The 22,563-nt window shown below is 50.4% G+C and carries 18 protein-coding genes; 9 read left to right on the plus strand and 9 right to left on the minus strand.

The features are described 5' to 3' along the window. Positions 1 to 66: 66 nt before the first annotated feature. Both LCH85_07670 and LCH85_07675 read right to left on the minus strand, forming a co-directional pair. Entirely contained in the window at positions 67 to 558 is a 492-nt protein-coding gene (locus tag LCH85_07670; GenBank protein MCA0351861.1) for a GNAT family N-acetyltransferase, read from the minus strand. A 45-nt stretch (positions 559 to 603) separates the two neighbouring features. Next, on the minus strand, positions 604 to 1,299 hold the full coding sequence (locus tag LCH85_07675) for a hypothetical protein (protein ID MCA0351862.1): 696 nt from the start codon (positions 1,297 to 1,299) through the stop codon (positions 604 to 606). 107 nt (positions 1,300 to 1,406) lie between these two features. Here LCH85_07675 and LCH85_07680 point away from each other — a divergent pair, with 107 nt between their 5' ends. From LCH85_07680 to LCH85_07715, 8 genes are all read left to right on the plus strand, one after another. Next, positions 1,407 to 2,258 (plus strand): MerR family transcriptional regulator, encoded by an 852-nt coding sequence (locus LCH85_07680; GenBank protein MCA0351863.1) that lies wholly within the window; start codon positions 1,407 to 1,409, stop codon positions 2,256 to 2,258. 14 nt (positions 2,259 to 2,272) lie between these two features. After that, the gene (locus tag LCH85_07685; protein MCA0351864.1) at positions 2,273 to 3,004 is read left to right on the plus strand and encodes a DUF4386 domain-containing protein; all 732 of its coding nucleotides are present in this window, start codon (positions 2,273 to 2,275) and stop codon (positions 3,002 to 3,004) included. A 397-nt stretch (positions 3,005 to 3,401) separates the two neighbouring features. Continuing rightward, complete coding sequence (locus LCH85_07690; protein ID MCA0351865.1) at positions 3,402 to 4,328, plus strand: bifunctional riboflavin kinase/FAD synthetase; 927 nt, start codon at positions 3,402 to 3,404, stop codon at positions 4,326 to 4,328. 357 nt (positions 4,329 to 4,685) lie between these two features. Then, the gene (locus tag LCH85_07695; GenBank protein MCA0351866.1) at positions 4,686 to 8,339 is read left to right on the plus strand and encodes a DNA-directed RNA polymerase subunit beta; all 3,654 of its coding nucleotides are present in this window, start codon (positions 4,686 to 4,688) and stop codon (positions 8,337 to 8,339) included. Positions 8,340 to 8,417: 78 nt separating this feature from the next. Next, a complete protein-coding gene (locus tag LCH85_07700) occupies positions 8,418 to 9,113 on the plus strand; it encodes an LAGLIDADG family homing endonuclease (protein MCA0351867.1) in 696 nt (231 codons plus the stop codon). A 17-nt stretch (positions 9,114 to 9,130) separates the two neighbouring features. Then, on the plus strand, positions 9,131 to 13,762 hold the full coding sequence (rpoC, locus tag LCH85_07705; protein MCA0351868.1) for a DNA-directed RNA polymerase subunit beta': 4,632 nt from the start codon (positions 9,131 to 9,133) through the stop codon (positions 13,760 to 13,762). Positions 13,763 to 13,918: 156 nt separating this feature from the next. Then, positions 13,919 to 14,731: a hypothetical protein gene (locus LCH85_07710; GenBank protein ID MCA0351869.1), complete on the plus strand. Its 813-nt coding sequence runs from the start codon at positions 13,919 to 13,921 to the stop codon at positions 14,729 to 14,731. Continuing rightward, positions 14,731 to 15,549 (plus strand): hypothetical protein, encoded by an 819-nt coding sequence (locus LCH85_07715; protein ID MCA0351870.1) that lies wholly within the window; start codon positions 14,731 to 14,733, stop codon positions 15,547 to 15,549. The genes LCH85_07710 and LCH85_07715 overlap by 1 nt, the downstream gene beginning before the upstream one ends. 28 nt (positions 15,550 to 15,577) lie before the next feature. On the opposite strand, the gene LCH85_07720 is transcribed toward LCH85_07715, so the two are convergent. The 7 genes from LCH85_07720 to LCH85_07750 form a co-directional block, all read right to left on the minus strand. Then, on the minus strand, positions 15,578 to 15,958 hold the full coding sequence (locus LCH85_07720) for a YbjQ family protein (protein MCA0351871.1): 381 nt from the start codon (positions 15,956 to 15,958) through the stop codon (positions 15,578 to 15,580). A gap of 2 nt (positions 15,959 to 15,960) precedes the next feature. Next, positions 15,961 to 16,500 carry an HAD family hydrolase gene (locus LCH85_07725; protein ID MCA0351872.1) on the minus strand — a complete coding sequence of 180 codons (540 nt, stop codon included), beginning with the start codon at positions 16,498 to 16,500 and terminating at the stop codon, positions 15,961 to 15,963. Positions 16,501 to 16,581: 81 nt separating this feature from the next. Then, the gene (locus LCH85_07730) at positions 16,582 to 17,112 is read right to left on the minus strand and encodes a D-sedoheptulose 7-phosphate isomerase (GenBank protein MCA0351873.1); all 531 of its coding nucleotides are present in this window, start codon (positions 17,110 to 17,112) and stop codon (positions 16,582 to 16,584) included. 140 nt (positions 17,113 to 17,252) lie between these two features. Further along, entirely contained in the window at positions 17,253 to 18,326 is a 1,074-nt protein-coding gene (locus tag LCH85_07735; protein ID MCA0351874.1) for a serine/threonine protein kinase, read from the minus strand. Positions 18,327 to 18,337: 11 nt separating this feature from the next. After that, positions 18,338 to 19,582, minus strand: a complete 1,245-nt coding sequence (locus LCH85_07740) for a serine/threonine protein kinase (protein MCA0351875.1) — start codon at positions 19,580 to 19,582, stop codon at positions 18,338 to 18,340. Between the two features lie 2 nt (positions 19,583 to 19,584). Then, a complete protein-coding gene (locus LCH85_07745; protein MCA0351876.1) occupies positions 19,585 to 20,691 on the minus strand; it encodes a glycosyltransferase in 1,107 nt (368 codons plus the stop codon). A gap of 299 nt (positions 20,692 to 20,990) precedes the next feature. Then, the gene (locus LCH85_07750) at positions 20,991 to 21,710 is read right to left on the minus strand and encodes a LysM peptidoglycan-binding domain-containing protein (protein ID MCA0351877.1); all 720 of its coding nucleotides are present in this window, start codon (positions 21,708 to 21,710) and stop codon (positions 20,991 to 20,993) included. A 175-nt stretch (positions 21,711 to 21,885) separates the two neighbouring features. Between LCH85_07750 and LCH85_07755 the strand changes: the two genes are divergently transcribed. Continuing rightward, positions 21,886 to 22,545, plus strand: coding sequence for a PspA/IM30 family protein (locus LCH85_07755; protein MCA0351878.1), 660 nt, complete (start codon positions 21,886 to 21,888; stop codon positions 22,543 to 22,545). Positions 22,546 to 22,563: the final 18 nt, after the last annotated feature.

Below are 22,563 nucleotides of genomic sequence, written 5' to 3' on the forward strand. Positions count from 1 at the left end.
ACACGAAGAAACACTAAAAATAGGTTTTCGTGCCCTTCGTGTCCTTCGTGGATCAAAAATAACTGATCATTTACTCTGTACTTCTGCGTTATATGCTCTATGTTCTATGTTCTTAACCAAGTATGTAGGTTGCTCATGCTCAACCTCAAAGCCGCAGGCCTGATAAAAACTTGCGGCTTCGGGATTATCGGCTAGCACCCAAACCGCGCTTATAGCCTGTTCGCGCATCCATGCTTCCATTGTTTGCATGAGAGCTTGGCCGATGCCTTTACGCCGCCATTGGTGATGCACGCCAATTTCATACAGCAAGACCTCGCTACCCTCGCCTGAGCGCAACGGCACAACCACACAATACAAAAAGCCCGTAATCAACTCAGCCTCACGCGCAACCCAATACAAGACCGCTGGATTGGCCAAAAACTGGCGTGCTGCCTGATCATCAAGTGCGGTCAGTGGCTCATCAGTCTCAGGCTCAAGCCCAAATAGCGCATCATCCAACGCCAATTGTTGAATAATCGCCTCGTCGCCAACCCCCAGCCGATCGATGGTGATTGCCATGATTTAAACTCCTTTCGTGATGTTGAGACAAGCCCTCCAGCAAGTTTAGCGTTCAGGATTCTTGAGAAAGCGTAATGGCCCACTCATTCTATTCCGCCCATAGACATCAGCAAAGTAATAGCCGCTACTATCTGGCTCCCAAGCGTTGCTACAAATCTCAGGGTAATTATTGGAGTATGAAACAACTAAATCCCCCACTGGCGATTTGCCAATTGCTGAACGGAAAATTTGGCCTGAGTCAGCAATATATTGTTGATCTGGTGACTTTACATATGGTTCGCGATAATCTGACATTAGGAGCGAATCCCACCCAGTCGTAGTTTGCTGATCATCAGGCAGTTCGGCTTTTGTCACCTCTCCTGTGGTTAAGTTAACGAGCCAGTATGGATCTACTAAAACAATATCTTGCGTTGAATCATTGATCCAGCCCAATTCGTTACTATAGGCATCGATTCCATAGCTATTAGCAGGATACTCAACCTCGTCGCCAGTCTTTAAATTATAGATTTTCTGTGATCCCCACCCGTCGGTAAATGCCGTTGCTAAAACAAAGTTACGAGCTGGCGAAATAATGCAATCACCGATTGGTTCGTCAACAATAATCGGCGCAATCCGCGCATTTTCAGGTGTATCTCGGTCAAATATACGATTAATTGCAAAAGCCACAACGCCGATTGCCAAACTACAACTGACTACAACGCCCAACAACGTCCACAAAATAACTTTAAGCCAATAAGGCATGATCTGCTTCCTCTCTGCTGGTTAAAGTTGGTGATTAATTGCTGCTTGACTCTGCCACTGTGATAGGGTGTAGCATCAACGACATCGGATTTACAAGGATGGTTGCTATGTTCAAGATTGGTGAATTTTCGCGTTTGGCTCAAGTTTCGGTGCGGATGCTACGCCATTACGACAAATTAGGCTTGCTCATTCCCAACCAAATCGATCAATGGACTGGCTATCGCTACTACTCAGTTGAGCAATTGCCACGGCTGCATCGCATTGTGGCACTCAATGGCTTAGGGCTAAGTCTCCAACAAATCGGCGAATTATTGAACCATGATGATCTTTCGGCTGATCAACTGCGTGGGATGTTGCGCCTGCAAGAAGCCCGCTTAACCGCTGAACTGGCCAAAAAGCAAGCCCAACTAGCCGAAGTCAGTGCTCGCTTGGCCCAAATTGAACATGAACAGGAGCCATGGCCCTACGCCATGATGCTCAAATCGACCGCTGCTGAGCCGATTGTCAGCATGCGAGCGATTGTACCAAGCCTTGATCAAATGGGCTATTACTGCCATCGGCTTTATGGATCGCTGTATCAACAAGTGCAACAGCAGCGCATCCCAATCCTTGCCCAAGAAATTACGATCTATCACAACGAGGAGTTTATCGAAACCGATATTGGAGTCGAGGTAGCAGTCAGTTTGGCCGAGCACAATCTGGCTCAATTGCCCGATAGCAACATCAAGTTTCAAACCCTGCCCAGCCTCGAATTGGCCGCAACCCTCGCTTTTGAAGGCAGTTTTAGCGAAATTCACGCCGCTGCTTTGGCCTTGTTGGGCTGGGTTGGCTTGCACAACTACGAAATGATTGGGCCGCTGCGCGAATTTCATCGTTCAGGGCCAGCCCACAATGCTCAAGGCGGCATTCAAGAGCCAGCGGTAATTGAATTACAACTACCAATCAAACTACGTGATTAATGAAAGGAATTAAGATGATCGCCACCAAAGCCTATCCTACAACCAACCAAACTGAACGAAGCACGACCAGCAGCTATCGCTGGGCAGCCGGATTACTTTTCGCGCAATTTAGCGTGTTTCTAGTTGCCTTTTTGGTACTCAGCAGCGCCATCGATTGGCCTGCGAGCCTCGATAATCCAGCTTCGCAATCGTTGCCCTTGATTCTACAAGAACGCTCGGCAGTTGCACTCGGCTATACGGCCTATTTCCTTTCGGCGACTATGCTTATTCCCATTGCTTTGCTGCTATGGCAAATTCTAGCGAGCGAAAGCGCCTTGATGCGGGTAACTGCTGGCTTGGGCATGTTGGCGGGCTTTGCCAAATTGCTGGGGATTGGGCGTTGGTTGTTGATGATGCCAACCCTTGCCGAACAATATAGCGCCACCAGCGATCCTAACCTACGCGCTACGATCGAAGTGATTTACACCAGTTTCAATAATTATGCTGGCGGTGTGGGCGAACAAATCGGCGTGGCCTTGTTTGGTGGTTTATGGACGGCAGGCGTAGCCTTGACGATTCTGCGCCAAACAACATTGCCGCGCTGGCTGGGTTATAGCGGGCTGATCGCCGCCGCCAGTGTGTTAGTTTCGCTAATCGAAGTCTACGGTATTAGTGCTGGGCCAATGTTGACGGTCAGCGGCAGTCTTTGGCAATTTTGGCTGATTACGCTTGGTGGCATGCTATTGCGCCATAAATCCAAAGCCTAAATTTACTCAGTATTAAGATACCAACCACGATTCGGGGAACACTGAGCTGAAAGTCTTAGCGTTCTCCGAATATTCGTTTTATCGATTGTCACTGTTCATCCCAAATCCCTTTACTCGTGCACTTCGCGTTCTTCGTGGTTTCAGTTTGGTTATAAGGTGTCAGGGGCTAGGGGCCAGTTACTTTTTCTTTCTCAGAACCTCACCCAAACTCACCTATATTTCCAATAGCCAATAGCCAATAGCCAATAGCCAATAGCCTCAATTACTCTGCGCCTCTGGGTTAAAATGTCCTAACCCCTGATCCCTGATCCCTAGCCCTTCGTAACCTTTGCTATTTACCAATGACAATGGTATCTTGTGAGGCGATATTGGCAACTTTATGAATTGGAACCAGGCCATGCATTTTGCTGAACTTGCCAGCGTGCACTATCAAACTCCAACGCTCTTAACTATTGGCAAATTTGATGGCGTGCATCAAGCCCATCAACAACTCCTGCGCCGCTTGGTCGAACGCGCTCGCCAGCACAATTGCCATAGCGCAGTCTTGACCTTCGATCCGCATCCTGATGAGATTTTGCGGCCTGAGCGTGAGATTCGCTACTTGACCACAATCAACGAGCGAGCAGCATTAATGCAAGAGCTGGGCATCGATTTGCTGGCGGTGTTGCCGTTCAACCATGCTACCTCACAGCTTAGCCCCAAGGCTTTTTTACAATTACTCTTGAATCATGTGCCAGTCCGTGAATTGTGGGTTGGGCCAGATTTTAAGCTGGGCCATCGCGGCACTGGCACAATTCCGGTATTAGAGGAGTTAGGTCAAGAGTTGGGATTTACGGTCGAACCAATTCCCTACTGGACGCTTGATGGCGAGATTGTTAGCTCAACCGCGATTCGCGCCTGCTTAGCTGCTGGCGATGTCCAAACCGCTAATCACTATCTTGGGCGGGCATTTAGCTTGCAAGGCACGGTGGTGCCAGGCGATCAGCGTGGGCGCAAGATTGGCTTTCCAACTGCCAATGTGCAAATTGCCAGCAACCATATGTTGCCTGCTGATGGTGTTTATGTTTGCAAGGTTCAGTTGCTTGATGATCGCCGTAGTTTTGGTGCTGTGACCAACATCGGTGTGCGGCCAACCTTTGGCGTGCTTGGCCGCGCAGTTGAAGCTCATTTATTTGATTTCAACGAAGATATTTATGGTCGCCCGTTGCGCGTTAGCTTTTTACAGCATATTCGCGGCGAACAAAAATTTGCTGGCATCGAACAACTGGTGGCCCAGATTGGCCGCGATGCCCAATTTGCTCGTGAATGGCTTGCCAACGCCTAAAAACCAACCCCTTTTTTAGAATTCAAAACATTTGTGCGAATTTCTAAAAAAAGGGGTTGACTTCTACCCAGCGCAAGAGTATAATGCCCGCAAGTTTAAACCTCGTATTGTCTCTTGACACCTCCAATCGTTGGTGCTATAATCTCCTTTTGCAAAAATAGCTTTTCGTAGTGTTTGGACGAGGCTTTCGATCCACGCCAAGAACTTAAACCAATACCACGCCATTGGGCGTATTTTTCGTTGCGCTGCCGCCAAAAGCAGTCAAACTCGCAGCCGGACAACCACAAGTCGCATTTTTGACTACGGGTGTTTGGAGGTGAGCATTTTGTGCTTTTGCGGGGCTAGGGAGCGAAGCTGATGCCGCAAGTTCAGTCAACTGTTATCCTGCCACCGCTGATCACGTCCAGTATCTTCCGCGATGACCAAGGTCGTGCGATGATCGCATCACGTCGGAGTTTTGCTCGCATTACCGATGCGATTGAATTACCGAAGTTGATCGAAACCCAGATCGATTCGTTTCGCTGGTTTCAACGTGAAGGGCTACGTGAATTGTTCGATGAAATTAATCCCATCGACGATTTCACGGGCAAAAACCTAGAGCTTTCGTTTAGCGATTATGAGTTCGGCGAACCCCGCTATAACGAATTTGAGTGCCGTGAACGTGATATGACCTACGCCGCACCCCTGCGGGTTCGCGTGCGCTTGAAGGTCAAAACTACCGGTGAAATCAAGGAAAGCGATATCTTCCTTGGTGACTTCCCATTGATGACCAATAATGGGACGTTTGTGATCAACGGCGCAGAACGGGTTGTTGTGTCGCAGTTGATTCGCTCACCTGGCGTGTATTTCAAGGAAGAAAAAGAGCCAACCAGCGGTCGTTCGCTCCACAGCGCTAAGTTGATCCCCAACCGTGGTGCTTGGCTGGAGTTTGAAACGAATAAGCGCGATGTGCTTTCGGTCAAGGTTGATCGCAAACGTAAGTTGCCAGTCACGATCTTGATCCGTGCTGTGTTGGGCTTGTTCGGCGATAAACCGCTCGATCAATGTGGCCTGAATGAAGACGTGATCGCCTTATTCGGCAATGTCGATGTTAACCGCGACCACCAATATATCGCTTCAACCTTGGATAAAGACCCATCAACCAATGCCAAAGAAGCGATTATGGAATTGTACAAGCGCTTGCGCCCAGGCGATCCAGCAACCGTCGATAACGCCCGTTCGTTATTGGAAACTTTGCTGTTCAACGCCCGCCGCTACGACTTGGGCAAAGTCGGTCGCTATAAATTAAATCGCAATCTCTGGGAAAAAAGCCGCCTCTTCGAAGGCCAAGAAATTCCCAGCCTAACCATGCGCGTACTCAGCAAAGCCGATTTGTTCAAAATCGTCGAGCGCTTGATCGATCTCAATAATGGGATTGGCAACCCCGATGATATTGACCACCTCGGGAATCGCCGCGTGCGGACTGTCGGCGAATTGATTCAAACTCAATTCCGCGTCGGTTTGCTGCGGATGGAACGGGTAATCAAAGAACGCATGTCGTTGCAAGAACCAGAAGCTGCAACTCCCAATGGCTTGATCAATATCCGGCCTGTGGTTGCCGCTATGCGCGAGTTCTTCGGCGGTTCGCAACTTTCCCAGTTCATGGATCAAACCAATCCATTGGCTGAATTGACCCACAAACGCCGCCTTTCAGCGCTTGGCCCTGGTGGTCTGAGCCGCGATCGCGCTGGCTTTGAGGTTCGCGACGTTCACCACTCGCACTATGGTCGGATCTGCCCAGTTGAAACGCCTGAAGGTCCAAACATCGGTCTGATCGGTACGATGTCAACCTTTGCGCGGGTTAACGAAATGGGCTTCCTTGAAACGCCCTATCGTCGCGTCTATCGCGAAGTTGATAATGCCCCGCTCTGGCTTGAACGTGGCATGACCACCCGCGATGTGCGTCACCTCAGTACTGGCGAGTTGATCGCCCGCGCTGGAGCACGGGTTGATGCTGAATTAGCCAAGATCATTGCGATCGGTGTGCTCAATGGCCAATTGCTGCGCGAAGATATTGTCAACCCAGCGACTGGCGATTTGATTGCCGAAGCTGGCTCAGAAATTGACCGTGCCTTGGCAACCAAAATTGCCGATTTGCCCTTACGCGCAATCAAAATTCACCCAGTTGTCACCAATGAAACCGACTATTTGCCCGCCGATGAAGAAGATAAGTTCATCATTGCGCAAGCTAACGCTTTGCTCGACGAACGCTATCGCTTTATCGACCCAACGGTTTCATGCCGCCATGCCGAAGATTTCGTCCAAGCGCCAATCGCCTCGGTCGATTATATGGACGTTTCGCCCAAGCAGGTGGTCAGTGTTTCAACCGCGTTGATTCCGTTCTTGGAACACGACGACGCAAACCGTGCCTTGATGGGTTCGAATATGCAGCGCCAAGCTGTGCCGTTGTTGCGCCCTGATGCGCCAATTATCGGTACTGGCATGGAGCACAAAGCCGCCCGCGACTCAGGTCAGGTGGTTGTGGCTCGTGCCGATGGCGTGGTGCTTTCATCGAATAGCGAACGCATTTTGGTTCGCGAAAACGATGGCACTGAACGCACTTATCCATTGCTCAAGTTCTTGCGCTCGAACCAAGATACCTGTATCAACCAACGCCCAAGCGTCTTTATCGGCGATAAAATTCGGGCTGGCGAGGTAATTGCGGATAGTTCTTCGACCCAAAACGGCGAGCTAGCGCTTGGCCAAAATATTCTCGTGGCCTATATGCCGTGGGAAGGTGGGAACTTCGAAGACGCGATTTTGGTCAGCGAACGCTTGGTACGCGAAGATATTTTCACCTCGATTCACATTGAAAAATATGAAGTCGAGGCTCGCGATACCAAACTTGGCCCCGAAGAAATTACCCGCGATATTCCGAACGTCGGCCAAGATAGCCTTAAAAACTTGGACGAACGCGGGATTATCTATGTCGGTGCTGATGTTCAGCCAAACGATATTTTGGTTGGCAAAATCACACCCAAGGGCGAAACTGACCTGACCGCTGAAGAACGGCTCTTGCGGGCTATCTTCGGTGAAAAGGCTCGCGAAGTTAAAGATAGTAGCTTGCGCGTTCCCAACGGGGTCAAAGGTAAAGTCATTGATGTCAAGGTCTTTACCCGCGATGAAACAACTGAAATGCCTGTCGGTGTCAATCAAACGGTGCGGGTGATGCTCTGTCAAAAGCGCAAAATCAGCCCAGGCGATAAGATGGCAGGCCGTCACGGCAACAAAGGCGTGGTCAGCCGCGTGCTGCCAATCGAAGATATGCCATTCTTACCCGATGGCACGCCTGTCGATATCGTCTTGAATCCGTTGGCTGTGCCAAGCCGCATGAACATCGGCCAGATTTTGGAAACTCACTTGGGTTGGGCCGCTTCACGCTTGGGCTTCCGCATTGCTACGCCAGTCTTCGACGGCGCACGCGATGAGGATATTATCAAAGCTCTCGCTGAATCTGGCCTGCCATCCGATGCCAAGATCGATCTCTACGATGGCCGCACTGGCGAGAAATTCGATAATCCAGTGACCGTCGGTTACAAATATATGCTCAAGTTGGCGCACTTGGTGGAAGATAAGATCCACGCTCGCTCAACTGGCCCCTACAGCTTGGTGACCCAACAGCCACTCGGCGGTAAGGCTCAGTTTGGTGGTCAGCGCTTTGGTGAAATGGAAGTTTGGGCGCTCGAAGCCTATGGCGCTGCTTACATTCTCCAAGAAATGCTCACGGTCAAGTCCGACGACGTGGTTGGTCGGGTCAAAACGTATGAGGCGATCGTCAAGGGCGATCCAATCAACGAAGCCGGCGTACCTGAATCGTTCAAGGTCTTGATCAAAGAGTTGCAATCGCTTGGTCTGTCGGTCGATGTGTTGACCGCTGATGAACGCCCGGTTGAGCTAACCGATAGCGAAGCCGATGACTTAATCTCACTCGACGGCATCAACCTGTCGGGGATGGAAAAAGGCGAACTCTAAACTTCGGTTGCGATCCATTGCTCTCGCGGTAGTTCCCAATGACGTGAACTACCGCCTCTCTATCGCACGGTGCTAACCATGGCTCGACCTGCTGCTAGCAATCCTTTCTTTCGCACATGGTCACCAACCATGGCCTATGTTCTAGGCTATTGGTGGGCTGATGGATATATGCGGATCAAATCAAACACTGGCGCTCATGAAATACAGATTGCCAGCAATGATCTTGATCATTTGCAACAACTAGCTGATTCAATCGGCACAAAATACTACTTGCGCAAAGTTCGCCAAGATGGACAAACCTTCACCGTCGAATTTTGCAGCAAGGAAATGTATACCGATTTGTTAGCATTAGGCGGTACTCCGCGTAAATCACGCACGATCGGGATGCCTGATGTGCCAGATGAATATCTTCGTGATTTTGTTCGTGGAGTAATTGATGGTGATGGTACTGTTGGCTGGAATGGAGATCGGCCAATCGTGCATCTCTATTCGGGATCAACCTTGTTTTTAGGTGGATTTACCCAACGTATCGAATCATTGACTGGAATTCCAGCACCGAATTTAATTGCTAATCGCAATAATTATTACATCAAGTGGAGCACAATTCGTGCAAAGTGTTTAGCAATGTGGCTGTATCGTAACAATAATGGCCTGATGCTAGCACGTAAGGCTGCGATCGCGCAGCAATTTGAGCAATGGCAACCAAAGAAGTCGCCTGAGCGGGGAACAATTACCGAGAAGATGCGCTTGCATTTTGCAAACTATCTTCCTTAACCGAGGAGCGTTCAACCATGCTCGAAATCAATGAATTCAATGCAATTCGTATCAGTCTCGCTTCACCAGAAGATATCCTGAGCTGGTCGCACGGTGAAGTAACTAAACCCGAGACGATTAATTATAGAACTCTGCGTCCTGAACGAGATGGCTTGTTCTGTGAAAAAATCTTCGGACCTACGCGCGATTGGGAGTGCTATTGTGGCAAATACAAACGTGTGCGTTATAAAGGCATTGTGTGCGATAAATGTGGCGTAGAAGTCACCCGATCCAAAGTGCGACGTGATCGCATGGGTCATATCAAACTTGCCTCGCCTGTATCGCATATTTGGTTTGTTAAAGGCACACCATCGCGTTTGGGTTTACTTTTAGATATCTCACCACGTAATCTTGAGCGGGTGCTTTATTTTGCCTCGTATATTATCACCGATGTCGATGATCTGGCATTGGGCAATGTACGTGAGCAAATGAAGACCGACTTTGGCGTGCGGCGCAAGGATCTCGAAGAAAAAATTATCGAACAACGTGGCGAAAAGGCAACCCGTTTAAGCAAAGACCTTGCGGCGATGGATAATGCCATGGAAGGCACGTTGGAGCGAACGCATGAACAATTTGCCCGCCAACGCCAAGAAATCGAAGATGAAGCCAATGCCTTGCGTGAACATCTCGAAGAACTGATCGGCATCGACGCACTAGCCGATGAAGATATTGTTTATCGTGGTACGGTGTTGCTCGAAGAAAACGAGCCAGTGCGTGAACGCACATTGGAACAACTCGAACAACTGATCGATCAAGAGCGCGAAAAGCTCGAACAACGCCGCGAATACGAGATTGAAAACGTGCGTTTGTTGGCTGACGGCGAGCGTGATCAACGCCAATCGGTGGCCGATGCTGAGCAAGAACGGCTGACCACGGCCTTGATCAAACAGCTTGAAGATCTCAACAAAGAAGAAAAAGACAAGCTTGATCGCTTGGATGATATTCAGTTGCACCGGATTATTTCGGAAAACGAATATCGGATTCTGCGTGATCTAGCGCCCTACACCTTCAAGGCCGATATGGGTGCTGGCGCGGTGCGCGACATCGTATCGATGGTTGATCTCGACGAATTGTCGAATCAAATGCAAGCCGAAGTGCAAAGCTCATCGGGCCAACGCCGCAAAAAAGCCACCAAACGGCTGCGCGTGGTTGAAGCATTCCGCAAGAGCGGCAATCGTCCTGAATGGATGATTATGACCGTCTTGCCAGTGATTCCACCAGATTTGCGCCCGATGGTCCAGCTTGATGGCGGTCGGTTTGCGACCTCCGACTTGAACGACCTGTATCGACGGGTGATCAATCGCAACAACCGGCTCAAGCGCTTGATGGAGTTGAACGCTCCTGAAATCATCGTGCGCAACGAAAAACGTATGTTGCAAGAAGCGGTTGATGCCTTGATCGACAACGGTCGCCGTGGCCGCCCAGTCAGTGGCAAGGGCAAGCATCGCCTTAAGAGCCTGAGCGATATGCTCAAAGGCAAGCAAGGCCGCTTCCGCCAAAACCTCTTGGGTAAGCGGGTTGACTACTCAGGCCGTTCGGTGATTGTGGTCGGACCAACCCTGCAATTGCACCAATGTGGTTTGCCCAAGAAAATGGCCTTGGAATTGTTCAAGCCATTCGTCATGCGCCGCTTGGTCGATAAAGGCTTTGCCCACAACATCAAATCAGCCAAGCGCTTCGTTGAGCGGGTTCGCCCCGAAGTGTGGGATGTGCTCGAAGAAGTCATCAAAGACTACTTGGTATTGCTGAACCGTGCGCCTTCGCTGCACCGTTTGTCGATTCAAGCCTTTGAAGCCAAGCTGATCGAAGGCTCGGCGATTCAATTGCACCCCTTGGTGTGTGCCGCATTCAACGCCGACTTTGACGGCGACCAAATGGCTGTGCACGTACCATTGTCGCGCAAAGCCCAAGAAGAAGCTCGTCGCCGCATGATTTCAACCTACAACTTGTTGTCACCAGCCACTGGCGACCCAATTATTACGCCATCGCAAGACATCGTGTTGGGTTGTTTCTACCTGACCCAAGTTCGGCCTGGGGCTAAGGGTGGCGGCAAACGCTTTGGTTCAATCGACGAAGCCTTGTTGGCCTACACCAACGGCATTGTGCATATTCAAGCACCTGTTTGGATTGTGATCGAAGATTACATTCTGCCCGGTAGCGATTTGCGCGATAAACCACTACCATCGTTGGATGGCGTTACGCCACGGGTTTTGATTGAAACCAGCGTTGGGCGGATCATCTTCAACAATGCGTTGCGCTACCAAGGCGAGCCAAAAGCTGGTGAAAACGGCTATCGCTCACCATTGCACTATCGCAACTTCTTGGTTGGTAAATCGGGCTTGAAAGCCTTGATCGCCGACTGCTATCGCTTCCACTCACAGCGCGAGAATATCATTGCTGAAGTGTATCAAGAATTAATTGAGCGCTTCGGCCCTGAGACCTCGGAAGAATCGCTGTTGCGTTTCTATGCCTCAGAACGGACGGCGCGTTTGGCCGACCGAATCAAGGCGTTGGGCTTCAAGCACGCCACCTTGGGCGGGATGACCTTCTCGGCTTCGGACGTAGAAGTGCCCGATACCAAAGATGCAATTGTGCAAGAAACCTACAAGAAAGTGCAAGACATCGAAAAGATGCAACGCCGTGGTTTGATTACCGACGACGAGCGCTATCGTGAAGTGGTTACGGCCTGGCTTGATGCTACCAACAAAATCAAAACCGAAGTCCAACGGACGTTGAATCCATTCGGGCCAGTCTCGATGATGTCAACCTCGGGTGCGCGTGGTAACGTCGAGCAAATTCGCCAGATGGCTGGGATGCGGGGTTTGACCACCGACCCAACTGGACGGATTATCGAATTGCCGATTACCGCCAACTTCCGCGAAGGCTTGAGCGTTATCGAATACTTCATCTCGACCCACGGTGGTCGTAAAGGTTTGGCTGATACCGCCTTGCGGACAGCCGACGCTGGTTACTTGACCCGCCGTTTGGTGGACGTAGCCCAAGATGTGATCGTGACGATCGAAGATTGTGGCACAACCGAAGGCATGTGGATTCGCACCAGCCGCGATATTTTGGCCTCGGTCGAAGATCGGATCGTTGGCCGCGTGACGGTGGCTCCGGTCACTAATCCCGTGACTGGTGAAGTCATTTTCGATACCGATAGCGAAATCTTAGAAGACGATGGCAAGCACATTGCGAATGTGCTGAAATCGTTGGACAAAGAGGCTCAAGCTGAATTTGGCATTTATGTCCGTTCGGTACTGACCTGTAACGCCGATTATGGCATTTGTCGCAAGTGCTATGGCCGCAACCTTGCCACTGGCAAGATGGTCGAAATTGGCGAAGCTGTCGGGATTATCGCGGCGCAATCGATTGGTGAGCCAGGGACGCAGCTGACTCTGCGGACGTTCCACACTGGTGGTGTGGCAACTGATACCGACATCACCCAAGGTTTGCCACGGGTGCAAGAAATCTTCGAAGCACGGATTCCGAAAGGGAAAGCGGTGCTGGCCCAGATTGCTGGCCGTGTCCAGATTGTGCGCGAAGAAGAAGGCATTCGACGCTTGCGAATCGTCTCTGAGGAAGTTTATACCGACGAGCAAATGTTGCCCAAAGATTACCGTGTGGTGGTCAAAAATGGTGATGCAGTCGAAATTGGCAACCTCTTGGCCGAAAGCAATGTCGATGGCGATGGTCGTGCGCCATTGGTCGCAGGCCTAGCTGGCAACGTCTATGTTGACGATGATCGTTTGGTAATTCAAGCCAAAGATATCGAAGAACATGAAGAAGTGATTGCCCACGCTGCTCGTTTGCGGGTCAAAGATGGCGATTTGGTGCAAGTGGGCCAACAAATGACCGAAGGCTCGTCTGACCCTCAAGAAATGCTGCAATTGCGTGGTCGCGAAGCAGTTCAAGAATACCTGACCAACGAAGCCCAAAAGGTCTATCGTTCGCAAGGTGTGGGGATCAACGATAAGCACATCGAAGTGATTGTGCGCCAAATGTTGCGGCGGGTACGCATCGAAGAGCCAGGCGATACTGAACTCTTGCCAGGCGAATTAGTCGAACTCAACGAACTCAATCGGATCAATGCTTCGATTGTGAGCCAAGGTGGTGACCCAGCGTTGGCAGTGCCAGTCTTGTTGGGGATTACCAAGGCCTCGTTGTCAACCGACTCGTTCTTGTCGGCGGCCTCGTTCCAAGAAACCACGCGCGTGTTGACCGAAGCTGCCGTCAATGGCAAGATCGACTACCTGCGTGGCTTGAAAGAAAATGTGGTTATCGGCAAGCTGATTCCAGCTGGTACGGGGATGGAGCAACGGCGCAAATTGGCTGAAGAAGCCGCCTTGCGGGTTGCCCAAATCACCAGCGCTCCAGTTGATCGCGAAACACCTGCGGCAACACCAGCGCCAGCGGTGATGAGCGAACCCAAGCCCGCGCCACCACGCTCATTCGACGAAGCCTTGAATGCTGTCACCAACATCGACAGTGGTAATGGGCCAAAGGATGACTTGTTTGCTCAAGCTATGGCTCGCTTGCAAGCTGAAGAAGGTCGCAAACCTACCCTGAGCGAACTCTTAGGCACTGACGAAGACGAAGAAAACGTCTAAGCAATAGCCCAAAAGTTCAATCAACAAAACACCGTTGGAGTCATTCCAACGGTGTTTTTGTGCTATTCCCCCAACCAGCGATCGCCTAGTACACTAAAACCCTTGCTAGCTAGCTGCGTACCTAGCGCACAGCAATGCAGCGAAAGGAGCCAGAGCATGTTTGATTCATGGCGCAGTTTAGGCTTTCATCTAGCGGCAGGGTTCTACAATAGCGTTTTATGCGTGATTATCGGCGGAATTCTGGGGTTTCTTACGCCGCCGCCATGGTCATTTGCGCTGCTTGGCATTGCTTGGCTGGGCATTAGCGCTTATTGGGCTGGCTATGGCGATGGTCGTATTAGCAATGGTTTTGCAGGCATGATCATCATCTGGCATGTGGTTATTTTGATGTTTGCAGGTATGGGCTGGCGCTATATGCGCTACACTGCTGGCAAAGAAACTATCAACAACGTTACTGCTGCCGAAATTCCCTATTATCCAAATGCAGCAATTTTTTACTTGAATGATGCTGTGGTACAAACCAACTATGCCACAGTCCACAAAGTTGCCAGCAAAGATCGCAAAAGCTCACGCATTACGTATAGCTACTACAGCCTTGCGCCACTGACCAATAGCGATTGGCAATATGGTGATCCGGTGCCTGCTTGGGCCGCTTGCAATGCCGATTACAACATCGCTTGCTACGATTGGGATGAGCCGATTACCAATGGTGCGTTGCCCGAAGAACTGTACCTCGATAAATACACCGTTGCCAAACTTACCAATCTTGCCACATATGATTATGCAGAGCTAAACAATGCTCCAATGCTAGAAGTTGGCGCAGGCTCAAATAGCTTTAATACCGCTAAACGCTGGCAATGGCTGTTTGTATGGGTCATCATGGTTTTGGTCTGGGCCGTGCCAATTGTGCTGATCGGCTGTGTGCGGTTTACCTGGCGTTGGTTGCGCAATTCAATAAGGAGTCTTTGATGATCAATCAATGGTTAAACTTTGGGCGCACGTTGATAGTAGGGATACTGTTTGGTTTGTGGTGTGCGGTTCTGGGTGGGGCAATTGGTTTTTGGCTGGGCGAGTCAGCGTCCTATCTACTCGGTGTTATTGCTGGAATCGCCAGTATTTTCCTGTTTGTTCGCCTCAGCCATCGCTGGATCAACCATGCGCTATTGGGCGTGATCTGTTTGTTGAATATTGGCACGCTGATTGGCACAGCGATTGGTACAAGTAGCGAACGCCTGTATTATGGTCAAGTTCAAATTGACAACATTCGGGCTGAGCAAATTAGCCAACATCCCGAAACCATGATCTTCACGTTGGAGCAAGCAGTTGTGCAACGTGAATATGGTGTAACCTTTGCTTACACTACCAGCGATGCTCGCCGCTCAAGCACAACCTCACATGCGATTAGCGTTGCGCCGCTGACTAGCCCCGATTGGCAGCCCGACCAGCCAGTTCCAGCATGGGCCGTCTGTGGCGGCTATTTCGAATATGAATGTGAAGAGTGGAAGCAACCAATCAAGGCAGCGCTGATCTCAAAACCAACCAATCAAAATCCACAACAAACCGCGATCAGCAAAAACCTTGATACCCATGGCTATAGCGCAATCGAAAATGCCCCGCGTCTGTACGTTGGCAGCAGCGTTGAGAGCTTGATGGCCGACCACCGCTTTATTTGGCGGTCTACATGGTTGTTCGTTAATGGGATATGGGCTGTGCCATTTTTCATCTTTGTGGGAGCCGAGCTGATTTGGAATACGCTTAAGCAAATGTTTACAAAAAAGCCAAGCTAGCATTGGCAATAGCTTGGCTAATTTTGAATTAACGAATTGGTTCAACGATTACGGCACTACCATAGGCCAGCACTTCAGTTACGCCAGTGCTAATTTCGGTGGCATCGTAGCGCATCGCAATAATCGCGTTTGCGCCAATTTCGGCGGCATGCAACGACATAATTTCGAACGCTTCCATGCGAGCTTGCTCACACAGCTTCGACCAAATGGTGATATTGCCGCCAACGAGGGTTTGAAATGATGCGCCAATTGTGCCAAAAACCGAGCGCGAACGTACCACAATGCCCCGTACAATCCCCCGATTTTGCACAACTCGGAAGCCTGGCAAATCGAAGGTTGCTGAGATCATCCATGGTGGCACGATTTGAACTGGTGGTGGTTGAAGTGGTTGCGGTGCTTGGGGTTGCATACTTACTCCTGCACAATCAAATCGACAGCAGCATTAAGATTTGCGACCAGCATAGCATGCTCAGGCAAATCGTGTTGATGCTGTGCGCCGTAGCCAGTAGCTACCATAATTGCGGGTACGCCCAAATTGATGCCTGCTTGCACATCGAGCAGCTTATCGCCAATCATCCACGAACGGCTGAGATCGATCGCGAATTCGGCTTGGGCTTGCTCGAACATGGCCAAATTAGGCTTGCGACAAGCACAATCGCCAGTTACCTCAGGATGATGTGGGCAATAATACCAAGCATCAACATGGGCATTAAAGGGCTGTAACAACTCGCTAATTCGCTGATGTACCAAATGCATATCATCAGCGCGATAATAACCCCGAGCAATTCCTGATTGATTCGTCACGACCAACACCAAAAATCCAGCGTGATTCAAACGAGCGATTGCTTGACCGACAGTTTGCTCAAGCTGAACTAATTCGGGCTGATGCAGATAATTAACTTCAACATTGATCGTACCATCACGATCAATAAACACGGCTGGTTGGCTCATTGTTCTATCTCAACTATAAAAATTTAATTAAAAAACGCAGAGATCATCATAATCTCTGCGCCATTGCGTCGATCAAGCTCGTTATTTGGCAAACAAAGCTTGTTCAGTCAGGTCGCATAGCAAATGGCCGACGACCATCGAAATTTCTTGTACCAAATAGGGCAACTTGAATGGCACAACCAGGGCATGATCGCATAACGGCAAAATCTTGCCACCATCGCCACCAAGCAAGGCCAGAACGGGGTTGCCCAACTCTCGCGCAACTTCGGCAGCCTTGATCACATTGACCGAATTGCCGCTGGTGGTCAGACACACCAAGACATCGCCTGGGTTCATATGGGCTTTGACTTGGCGCGAAAACACCTGATCATAGCCATAATCGTTGCCCACAGCGGTTAAGGTTGAAGTATCGGTATGCAAGGCCAAGGCCGGAATTGGGCGGCGATCGATCAAATAGCGCCCGACAAATTCGGCGGCCAAGTGTTGAGCATCGGCGGCACTGCCACCATTGCCACAAAAAATAGCCTTGTGGCCCTGTTGATAACATTCGATCAACACATTGGCCATGGTATTAATCGTTGCTGATTGTTCGGCCAAGACGCGCTCGGCCATCGCAATATGTTCACGAAAACTTTTTTCAATATAGGCGCTGTAATCAGCCACGGAAGCGACTCCTTTGATTTTAAAGCTCAAATACGCCAAGCATACCACAAAACCTTGCGTGGCGCAGATTAATCCAAATCAGCGATGGATTAGAACGAACGGGCAATTAAACAAATCCCAACCAAAGCACAAATGAAAAAAATCATCGCGAACAGAAAGAAATATTCAACTGAGCTATCTAGTCCAGTTTTTTCTTGATAGGTGATCTGTTGGGGCGGCACTTGCGGTTGTAAGATTTGCTGGGCTGATAGTGCAGGCTTGGTCGCTGTCGGCAAGACAATTGTTGCAACTGCTGGCCGTTGGACGATTGTTGGTTGGCCGGCGCTGCTCATCAGGCTTGGCTGATTGTAAAAACTTTGTTGCAATTGCTGGATACATTGATCGATACTGGCTGGCCGTTCATTCGCAGCCAAGGCCATTGCTTGGGCTAAAACTGCTGCCATTGCAGGCGAAACCGCTGGATTTAAATTAACTGGATTGACCAACGGATCAGGCTGACCATTAATCAAACTGCTAGCGCGAGTAAGCGCATCGGCTGGCTCGCAATTGGTCAACAAATGATAGAGGGTTGCGGCAAAACTATAGATATCGCTGCGCTGATTGACTGGGCTGGTGGCCTGAATTTGCTCTAAGGCAGCGTAAGCCAAGGTATAAGCCACGACACTCTGGTTTGAGGAAGCCCATTGTTTGGCCAAGCCAAAATCGACCAAGATCAATTGGCCTTCGGGGGTGCGAATAATATTTTGTGGCTTAATATCGCGATGAATGACAGGTGGCGTTTGATGATGCAAATAGCTGAGCGCTGGAGCCAGTGCCTTGGCCCACGCTAGCACCACATCTGGCTCAAAGGCAGCGCCACGTTGGGCTAGTAGCTGATCAAGATTCTCGCCCTCGATCAAATCCATGATCAAAAAGGCGGCATCGCCAACCCGCTGCAAATCGTAAACCCGTGGCAATGATGGATGGCGCAAACGAGCCAAAATTTGAGCTTCACGCTGCAAATTAGTTTGAAACGTGGCATCTTGACCACGAAAATACTTAATTGCGACCTGATGATTAAGCTGTTGATCGAAGGCGGCATAGACCGTGCCCATACCACCTTGACCAATCAAACGCAAAATTTGATAGCGCCCAAGTAAAACTGAACCAACCCCTAAACTCATACGCTCTCCCTCTAGAGGATAAAATTAATTGTCCCTAATAAAATCAATACAATCAAGATAAACACAATATTCATCACTTGGGTGGGGTTCTCAAGCTCCTCGTCATCCAGCATTGCATTCATACGACTATTGGCAGCTTGTTGGGTCGTCATCCATTGCGAATTATTGAGTGGGCTAAATGGCTTTGGCTCTTCGCGCTCTTGGTAGAGTTGCTCATAATTAGGCATGCTCCATTGAGCGCGATGCATTTGGTCAGCCGCGCTCCAGCGCGAAATCGAGCGGCGTGGGCGCGGTGGAGCAGCTGGAGTTGAAGCTGGAGCCGGACGTGGCTCGAAGCGCCGTGGCGTAGCATAACTCACCCCATCAGGCAACTGTGAATCAACCCGAATTGTCGGCTGCCCAGCGCTGGTAGCCGCAACCAAGGGCACGCTCACCGTTGCTGATTGCGCTGCTTGCAATAAACTGACGACCGCACGAATACTAGCTGGGCGGGCATCAGCCCGTAACGCCAAACTATCCATCAGCACCCGATCAAGCGCTGGCGAAACCGCGTTATTCAGGCTGCTTGGCAAGGGCAATGGGTCGGGGTTCGCATAAATTTGCGCACTAGCACGGGTCAAGGCATCAACTGGCTCGCGATTGGTTAGCAAATGATAGAGCGTTGCGCCAAAGCCGTAGACATCGCTGCGTTGATCCAGTGTGTTTGTGCCCTGAATCTGCTCCAACGAAGCATAGGGCAGGGTATAGGCAATCACGCTTTGCTGGCCGGTTGACCATTGTTTGGCTAAACCAAAATCGAGCAAAATCAATTTGCCAGCCGGTGTGCGCATCACATTATGCGGCTTGATATCGCGGTGAATCACGGGTGGCGTTTGTTGATGCAGGTAGCTCAATGGCTCAGCCAAGGTTGCTGCCCACGCCACCACGGTTGCAGGCTCGAAGCCGCTGCCGCGTTGGGTTAGCAATGTGCCCAGGGTTTCACCCTCGATCAAATCCATGATCAAATAGGCATCATCGTTCTCGCGGCGAATATCATAGACGCGCGGCAAGGCGGGGTGTTGCAACCGCGCTAAAATTTGGGCTTCGCGGTCGAGGCTGGCATGCAAAGCAGGATCGTGATTGCGAAAGTGTTTAATCGCGACAGGCGTGTTCAATTGGCGATCAAACGCGGCATAGACTGCGCTCATACCGCCTTGGCCGATTGCCCGCACGATGTGATACCGCCCTAACAATTCGATTCCTGCTTGAAGCAACATACCTAACTCACAATCTCACGATAAAGTTCTTCAATCTGATCGAGCATACGCTGCGGGCTGAATGTGCTACTCGCGCGTTGACGACCGTTGGCCCCAAATTGCGCCCGCAAGCCTGGATTTTCCAATAGCACAGTGATTGCCCGCGCCAGCGCCGCCGGATCGGCTGGTGGCACAACAAAACCAGTTTGGCCGTGGGCGTTGACAAAACTTGTGCCAGTGCCCAACTCAGTGCTGACGATTGGAATTCCAGCGGCTAATGCTTCGAGTTGCACAATGCCAAATGCTTCTGCTCGTAAATGGGATGGTAGCACAAATACATCGGCAGCGGCATAGTAATTTGGTAAGGCTTGATCCGGGACTTCGCCAGCCCATACAATACGTTCGCCAACACCCAAGCGTTGCGCTAAATCGCGCAAACGAGCTTCCTCAGGGCCAATGCCGACCAATACCAATTTGGCATTGGGGATTTTTGGCAAGGCTTCGAGCAAAAAGTGGAGGCCTTTGTAATGGCGGAAACGCCCAACAAACAACAGTATGGGCGCTGCAACCTGCTCACGCAACGCCTGAATCGCCGCATGATCTAGTTGATTGAAGCGCTCTGTATCGACGCTCAACGGAATTACGCGACATTTGGCGGCATGGGGAGCCAACCATGGCGAAGTTTGAATATACTGCGGGCTGGCTGCGATAATGCGATCGGCTGCGTTCAGGGTGCGCGTGAGCAAGGGTCGATAGAGTTGCAACAAACGGCGTTGGCGCACAATATCGCTTTGATAGGTAATCACCAATTTAGCCTTGCCCCGTCGCAGCCAATATAGCAAATCGCCAGGCGGGAAGGGATGGTGCAAATGAATAATATCGGCGGGCACACGCCAACTTAATGGCAAACTCATCGGGCTGATCGGAGTTGAGGCCTTGCGCAACCACTGCGCTGCTTTGATGATCGCCACACCATTGCGGCGCTCAATTTCGGTTTTGGGATAGGTATTGCTGACTGCCACCGTTACTTGATGACCGCGCTCGGCCAAGCCCTCGGCGACAACCCGAATATGATTTTCCATGCCACCAAGCACTGGAAAATAATCTTTATAGACATGAAGGATGTGCATTGCTCGTGTGATACTCGCGCTCAAAGAATTGCTGTGAGTATTATAGAACATTGTTGTTGGGGATTGGGGCTCGGTTGTTGGGGATCGGGAACGTTGTAGAGCAAAAAACAGAGGTTAGAGTTCAGGGGCTAGGGGGCCGCCCATATGCTACGAAACCTTCGTGCGCTTCGTGATCTTCGTGGATCAAGCTTTAACGCAGAGGCGCAGAGGATGAATGGCTATAGGCTGAGGGTTATTCGTTCTTGATATTCCAATCAATGTCCGATAGCCCATAGCCTATAGCCTGATTACCTTAGGTGCTATTCAGGGATGATAAATTCTTGGCCGACGTGAATTACATCGGGGTTGGGGATGCGGTCGCGATTGGCTTGATAAATTCGCTTCCACTGCATTTCATCGCCATAAAAGCGTTGGGCAATTGCTCGCATGGTGTCGCCAGATCGCACGGTGTAGGTTCGTTGGGCTGGCAATGGTGTGCTTGCATCGGGAATCACAAATTCTTGGCCAACGCTAATCACATCGGGGTTGTTGCCGATGATCGCCCGATTGGCTTCGTAAATTCGTCGCCATTGGGCAGCATCGCCATAGAAGCGGGCTGAAATTTTGCCCAAGGTATCGCCACCTTGAACCGTGTAGCGCTGTTCAGTAGCCTTGGCTTCTTCAGCTTTGGCAGCCTCGGCTTTAGCGGCTTCTTGGGCTTTGGCAGCTTCTTGCGCTTGACGCAGCGCATCAGCCACCGCATTGTTGGTTGCAGCAGACTGAGCTTCGGCCTTTTCACGAGCTTCTTTGGCTGCTTCTTGAGCATCTTTGATCACATTTACTGCATTGGAGACTGATGATGAGGCCGCTTCTTCCTGCTTCTCTTGAATATCGTGCAAGCGCTCCATCATTTGGCCAATCACGTTACCAGGGGCTGGACTAGTGGGCTTGGCTTCGGCACTTTCGCGGCTTTGCTCAATTGCATCCTTCATTTGATCAGCCAAATTACCAAACAAACCCTTCTTTTCCTTGTCGGCCATGGTTCAACTCCTTTAGCAAGCGGTTGTCACGCAGGCATATATAAGCATTATAGATGCCAACGGGCACAATGCAATGGTTGATCCTTGCGTTTGCTCTTGCAGATCAGGTATGCTTAAGCAACATTCCAAAGGCTGGCCCGTACTACCCAACAGTAGTCAGTAGGAGCAAAACGCTATGTGGAAACGAATCAAAGACCTTATCCGCGCTTGGTTGCACGCCTTGTTTGATCGCGCCGAAAACCCCGTAACCATGGCCGATGAGTATATTCGCCAGCTTGAAGCGCAATATGGCGAGGCCAAACGCGCAACGGCTATGGCCATGGGTCAGGCTACGCGCATGGAGCAAAAGCGCGACGAGAACCGTAAGCAAGCCGATGATTGGGAACGCAAAGCCGTTAATGCACTTGAACGTGGCGACGAAGAATTGGCTCGTTCAGCTTTGGAACGCAAGCGCCACTTCAGCGCTGCCGCCAGCGAATATGCGACCCAATCGGAAACGCAAAATGCCCAAGTTAAAGATTTCCGCAATTCGATCAGCCGTTTAGAACAGCAAATTAATGAAGCTCGCGCCAAACGCGATTTGATCAAAGCCAAAACTAGCCGTGCTGATTCCCAAGAAGCAGCCACTCGTGCGCTGCAAAATATGCAAGGTAGTGGCGAATTGGGCGATCGCTTGGGGGCAATGGAAGAAAGAATCGACGATCGGTTGTACAAAGCTGAAGCCATGGCCAAATTAGAAGGCGATTCGTTGGAAAATAAATTCCGCAATTTGGAGCAAGAAACCTCGCTCGAATCGGAATTAGCAGCGCTCAAAGCCAAAGTCAATCAAAGCTAAATCCGCTAATCTTATTTG

This window comes from Chloroflexota bacterium, from assembly GCA_020161265.1.
Lineage (GTDB): Bacteria > Chloroflexota > Chloroflexia > Chloroflexales > Herpetosiphonaceae > Herpetosiphon.

What these genes read in the sequence shown, in the direction of transcription:
- LCH85_07670 (MCA0351861.1), bottom strand. Translation starts at nt 558, where the DNA reads ATGGCAATCACCATCGATCGGCTGGGGGTTGGCGACGAGGCGATTATT.
- LCH85_07675 (MCA0351862.1), bottom strand. Translation starts at nt 1,299, where the DNA reads ATGCCTTATTGGCTTAAAGTTATTTTGTGGACGTTGTTGGGCGTTGTA.
- LCH85_07680 (MCA0351863.1), top strand. Translation starts at nt 1,407, where the DNA reads ATGTTCAAGATTGGTGAATTTTCGCGTTTGGCTCAAGTTTCGGTGCGG.
- LCH85_07685 (MCA0351864.1), top strand. Translation starts at nt 2,273, where the DNA reads ATGATCGCCACCAAAGCCTATCCTACAACCAACCAAACTGAACGAAGC.
- LCH85_07690 (MCA0351865.1), top strand. Translation starts at nt 3,402, where the DNA reads ATGCATTTTGCTGAACTTGCCAGCGTGCACTATCAAACTCCAACGCTC.
- LCH85_07695 (MCA0351866.1), top strand. Translation starts at nt 4,686, where the DNA reads ATGCCGCAAGTTCAGTCAACTGTTATCCTGCCACCGCTGATCACGTCC.
- LCH85_07700 (MCA0351867.1), top strand. Translation starts at nt 8,418, where the DNA reads ATGGCTCGACCTGCTGCTAGCAATCCTTTCTTTCGCACATGGTCACCA.
- rpoC (MCA0351868.1), top strand. Translation starts at nt 9,131, where the DNA reads ATGCTCGAAATCAATGAATTCAATGCAATTCGTATCAGTCTCGCTTCA.
- LCH85_07710 (MCA0351869.1), top strand. Translation starts at nt 13,919, where the DNA reads ATGTTTGATTCATGGCGCAGTTTAGGCTTTCATCTAGCGGCAGGGTTC.
- LCH85_07715 (MCA0351870.1), top strand. Translation starts at nt 14,731, where the DNA reads ATGATCAATCAATGGTTAAACTTTGGGCGCACGTTGATAGTAGGGATA.
- LCH85_07720 (MCA0351871.1), bottom strand. Translation starts at nt 15,958, where the DNA reads ATGCAACCCCAAGCACCGCAACCACTTCAACCACCACCAGTTCAAATC.
- LCH85_07725 (MCA0351872.1), bottom strand. Translation starts at nt 16,500, where the DNA reads ATGAGCCAACCAGCCGTGTTTATTGATCGTGATGGTACGATCAATGTT.
- LCH85_07730 (MCA0351873.1), bottom strand. Translation starts at nt 17,112, where the DNA reads ATGGCCGAGCGCGTCTTGGCCGAACAATCAGCAACGATTAATACCATG.
- LCH85_07735 (MCA0351874.1), bottom strand. Translation starts at nt 18,326, where the DNA reads ATGAGTTTAGGGGTTGGTTCAGTTTTACTTGGGCGCTATCAAATTTTG.
- LCH85_07740 (MCA0351875.1), bottom strand. Translation starts at nt 19,582, where the DNA reads ATGTTGCTTCAAGCAGGAATCGAATTGTTAGGGCGGTATCACATCGTG.
- LCH85_07745 (MCA0351876.1), bottom strand. Translation starts at nt 20,691, where the DNA reads ATGCACATCCTTCATGTCTATAAAGATTATTTTCCAGTGCTTGGTGGC.
- LCH85_07750 (MCA0351877.1), bottom strand. Translation starts at nt 21,710, where the DNA reads ATGGCCGACAAGGAAAAGAAGGGTTTGTTTGGTAATTTGGCTGATCAA.
- LCH85_07755 (MCA0351878.1), top strand. Translation starts at nt 21,886, where the DNA reads ATGTGGAAACGAATCAAAGACCTTATCCGCGCTTGGTTGCACGCCTTG.